We start from the raw sequence: 5,186 nt of genomic DNA, 5'->3' as shown, positions 1-5,186 counted from the left end.
GCCAGGTATTCATGGCTCAGCAGCGCGATCTGCCCGGCCTCGACGGCGACGGTCTGATCCTCGGTGAGGCGTGGCGCGGCGACGAGGCCGAAGTCGAGCCCGGCATAATCGGTCTCCGCCGCCGGGGTGAAGGTATAGCTGCCGTCGCGCGGGTCGGGATCGACCAGCGATGGCAGGCCTGACTTGGTCTCGGAGATCGGGACGTAGGCCGCGCTGCCGGAGACGTCCAGCGTGATCGGCCCGCTGTGGTCGGCGTCGAGCGCATAGCTCCAGGTGCCGTCGTCGTCGATCAGCGGTGAGGCGATGACGCCGCCGGTGCTGTCGGTGATCCGGATCCGGGCGGCGGGGGCGCCGGCTTCTCCGCCGTTGACCAGCCCGTCGTGCGCGGTGCCGCCGCCGCCCCCGTTGTCGATGAACACCCGCCCCGAGAGCTGCCGCTCGCCGGCGTAGAGCGAGATGGCGTAGCTGTCCTCGTCGTCGTCGGCGAGCCCGTCGTTGAGGTCGTCGACCGCGGCGCCCACCGAGGGGTCGCTGTCGACATCGGGCAGCGAGCTTGCGATGATCTCGACCGCGTTGACGTGATTGCCGGTGTCCAGCACCCGTGCGGTGATGCGCAGCTCCTCGACCGCGCCGGGCAGGATCTCGTCGACGAACCAGACCCCGTTGGCCGGGTCGTAATAATCGCCGGTCGCCGGGGCGTTGTCGCTGACATACTGGAAGCCCGAGGGCAGCTTCTCGATCACCGTGACGCCCGAGGGCGAGCCGGGGCCGGCGTTGTTGACCGAGATCACGAAGTCGACCAGATCGCCGGGCGCGGCCTGGGTGATCACCGTGTTGCTGCCGTTGTTGTAGGCGACCTTGGTGATCGACAGGTCGGATTCCTGCGGATCGAAGCCGAAGTCGATGTCGGGCGTGTTGCCATAGGGCGTGACGACCACACCGACCACCGGATTGGATGTGCCGATCTGCGAGCCTGCGGGCAGGTCGGTGTCGGTCTCGTCCACCTCGACGCGGTAGGTGGATCCGGGGGAGAGGCCGGCCACCTGGTAGGTGCCGTCGGCCAGCGTGTCCACCGTCCTGAGGAACGTGTCGTCGGTCAGATCGTTGGGCGTGCCATTGTCGTCGTAGACGCTGATCGCGATGCCGCCGCCAAGGTTGATCTCGGCTCCGTCCTTCACGTCGGACGCGTCCTGGTCGATGTAGACGTTGCCCGAGATGCTGCCGAAGGGAATGGCCGAAGGCCCGCGGCAGGAGGCACCGTCGTTTCTGCCGCCTTCGTCGGTCTGGCTGGTGGCGATCAGCTGGCGTACGCCGGTCACCGTATCGACGAGGAAAAGCTCGTTGGTGTCGTCGTCATAGATGTACAGGCGGCCGGTGTCGTCGAACCACACCGCGCCATAGAAGCCGGTGTAGATTGCCGGTCCGAAGAAGGTCACCAGCTCGGAGCCGACGCTGGCGTTGCCGTTGTTGGCCGACACCCGGAACAGCTGGCCGGTGCCGGAATCGACGCCGTAGATATTGCCGTCGATGGCGTTGTAGGCAAAATCCTCGGGCGTCACGTTGCTGTCAAGGACCAGCAGGCCATTGTCGACCGAGGCATTCGGGTTCGAGAGATCGAGCAGCTGGAAGGAGCTGTTGTTGACGGCATAGACCATTACCCCGTTGGGCAGGATGTCGCCCGAGGTATTGCCCTTTTCGATGGTGCCCGGCGGCTTCGGCATCGCGGTGAAAGTGCCGCTGCCGTCGACGCGCCAGAGATCGCGCCGCCCGTCCTCGATGCCATAGAGATAGCCGTCGACCTCGTTGTAGCCCCAGCTGCCGCTCAGGTCCTGTCCGGCGGCGCCGAGGTCCTGGAGGTTGAGGGTATAGCCGGTAAGCCCGGCCGAGAACTGCAACCGCCGCAGCACCGAGTCGTTGCCCGAGATCATGTAGAGCCCGGCATCGCAGGTCACCGGCGGGGCGTCGCCCGAGATGGTGAGCGTGTAATCCTCGATCTCGCCGTCCAGCGCCAGTTGCACCACGCCCGCGGTGGTCGACCAGCGGAAGCGGGCGAAGGTGGGCAACAGCGTGGCATTGGCCGGCACGTCGATGTCGAATACGATCCGGCCGTTCAGGACGCCGTCCTTGTCGCCGGCCGAGCCGTCCTGAAGGTCGGAAGCGACCATGTCGGTGGCGTCAAAGGTGCCGTCGCCGTCGAAATCCACCCAGGCCTGCAGGTAGGCCACCGCGCCGGTCACACCGCTGACGCCGCCGGTGACCTCGTTGACGATCACCGTCACCTCTGAGGTGCCGCCCTGGAACAGTTGCGGCAGGATCACGCCGTCTTCGTCGTCGCTGCCGTCGAGGTCGTCGCCGGTGGCGTCGGCGCTGTATTGCGCGGCGGCGTCGGGGTCCGGGGGGGTCGCCCCGAGGTAGGTGCCCGCCACGCCCGCCTCGGCGATGATATGCTGCGGGTCGCCATAGCTCTCGGGCGCATCGCCGCGGTCCACGACCGGCGCGGCGGCGACGACGACGGCATAATCCTCGACCTCGCCGTTGGCCGCCGGCGTCGTGACGCCGAGCGCGGGCCGGGTGGACCAGCGGAAGCGCGCATAGGTCTGGTCGAGCACGGCATCGCCGGGCACGACCACGTCGAACTGGATCTGCCCGTCGCCCGCCGCCTCGTCGCGGCCGAGGCCGTCGTCGGCAAGGTCGGTCGCGATCTGCTCGGCGGTGCCGGCCTCGAGGGTGCCGTTGCCGTTCCAGTCGACCCAGGCCTGCAGCAGGCCGCCAGTGCCGGTCACCTCGGCGGTGATGGTGGTCAGGATGCCCTGGGTCATCGGCGGGATGCTGACGCCGTCGTCGTCGTCGCTGTCGGCGTTGGCGGCGTTGCCGGGGCCGGTGTCGCCGGTGACCGAAGCGCCGATCCGGAAGGCATCGCCGTCAATGAAGTTGTGCAGCGCATCGCCCAGCCCGCTGGGCGCATCGGTGAAATCGGCACAGGCCTGGATATCGGCAAGATGCATGCCGTCGCCGCCCGACAGGCCGGAGCCGCTGAACACCAGCGGGGTGTGACGGATGATCAGCGTGTCGATCGGCTGCGAGAACCCCACCAGCACCGCTTGCCCCGCCCCGCTGCCGAACACCGTGTTGCGTTCCCCGGTGACGGAGCCGTCATCGTTGGCGACGCGGGTCATCGGGAAGCTGCCCGGCCCGTCGGTCATCGCCGGGCTGACGCGCTGGCCGACCCGTTCGCCGTAGATCGTCACGCTCTCGTCCTGGTTCAGGTCGGCGAGGTAGAAGTAGACGCCGTTGAGCGGCTGGCTCAGCGTCACGCGGAGGTCGACGTATTGCGCATCCAGCATCGGGTTGCCGCCGGTACCCGCGTAGAGCTGGTTGGTGGTGCCGACGGCGGCGGGGCGGAATGGGCGCGACAGGTCGCTCGCCACCAGCGAGCCGGTGATGCCATAGCGCGAGATCGGCACGGTCTGGCCCACCAGCGTCGGCGCATCGGTGGCCCAGTCGACCAGCGAGAAGCGCGCGCCGGAACAGCCGGGCAGCGCCTCGACCGGGGCGGGCGAGACATTGACGCTTGCGCTATCCGTGCCGGGGCCGGATTCATTGCTGATGATCCGCGTGTCGGCGGTGACAACCGCGCCGCCGGGTGCATTGGTGGCGACGTCGAACTCCACCGCGCCCGAGGCGAGGCTGGAGAGCGTGGGGATATTGGCAAAGCTGAAGGTGCCACCGGTCGGGTTGGAGGCCGGGCGGATGTCCGCGCCCGAGACCACCTCGAAATTCGAGGTCGCGGTGGTTTGCGTCGGCAACGTGGCCGTGATCTGCGCATTGTTCAGGGGCGAAAGCGAGGAATTGGCATAGGTCACGCGATAGCGCACGGTCGCGGAGGGCGGGATATTGCCGCCTGCGTAGGGCGCCCCGTTCACTTCCACGATCGAGATGCCGACGACGATGTCATCGGGGCCGGGCACCGCATAGGCCGAAGACCCAGCCACCCAGTAACGCCACGGGTTGTCGTTGCCGGCCGAGGCGCCTTCGGCGCTGTCGCCGCCGTGGCCTTCTGCGTTGATCGGGCCAAGCGCCTCGGGGTCGGTCACCCGCAGCCGCAGCGCGCCGTAAAACACCTCGGCCTCGGCGATGCCGCCAAAGGCGAAGCGCACCGCATTGGTGCCCGCGGGCAGCGCAATGGCGTCCGAGGCGTTGAGGTCGAAGCCGGTGGTCGAGGCGTCGGAACAGACCTCGACCGAGTTCACGCCGGGGTCGGTGGTCTCGGGATAGACCGAGCCGGCGCCAGTGGCCGGGCCTTCGCCGCCGGGGATCGCCGGATCGTCGGCGCGGCACGATCCGGGGTACTGGATGCGCTGCCACGGGCCGGTGGTGCCGTAGCGGTCCCAGTCGCTGCCGCTGTCGGGGCCCGCCACGGGGCTGCCCGAGCGGAACGGGGTCGCGCCGCGCCCGCCGGTGATCGAGGTCTGCTCGGAGGTGGAAAAGCCGTTGTCGAAGATCGACCCGCCCGAACCGAAGGCGTTGATCTGCACCGCATCCCACTTGTTGTGCACCCGCGCGGTGCCGGTGCCGCCCACGGTGGTCCAGGGCGTGCCGTTCGTCGGATCGACGAGGTAGCCGTTCTCCAGCGTCGCGATGTCCGACCCGTCGGCGAACAGCGCGGTGTCCTCGCGGGTGGAATAGAAGATGCCGGTGTCGCCGTAGATATAGGCCAGGCCCGCGTTGCAATCCGCCGCGGTGTAGCCCGCGAGCGCACACAGCGTGGTGTCCCCGGGCTGCCAGCCGAAGCTGGTGACGTCGAAGACCTGCTGGCCCTTCGGCCCCCAGCCCTTGGACACCCCGCTGCCGGTCGTCGCCTGCGCCGGACGCGCCGGCAGCGGATTGCCCGCCGCGTCGGTGATATAGGCGCCCACCACCTCGGCCCCGGCCGGCACGTACATCGTCGCATAGCCCCCGGGCCCGTCCAGCGTGCCGGCCACGATCACCGGAAAGCTGGAAAACACCTCGACGATGTCGCCCGCCGACAGCGCCGGCTCACCGCTCTGCACCCGCGCCTTGATCGCCGCCCGCGATCCCGGCGTCAGATCAATCTCCCCAGTCCCCAGCCAGGCCCCATGCGCAACAGCCGCAACAACCGAGACCAGCCAAATCAACAATACCCAAAATAGACGCCGCGCCGTCCT

1 protein-coding gene is annotated in these 5,186 nt (G+C 68.6%); it reads right to left on the bottom strand.

Annotated elements, in window-relative coordinates:
* Positions 1-5,159, bottom strand: a 5,159-nt coding sequence (locus AC04PT_RS20055) for a DUF11 domain-containing protein (RefSeq protein WP_482875562.1), incomplete at its 3' end; no start/stop codon positions are given.
* Positions 5,160-5,186: the final 27 nt, after the last annotated feature.

It is taken from the genome of Litorisediminivivens sp. KMU-197 (genome assembly GCF_056858395.1).
Note: the sequence above shows the minus strand (reverse complement) of the source record. Positions and strands in the feature narration are given on the sequence as shown.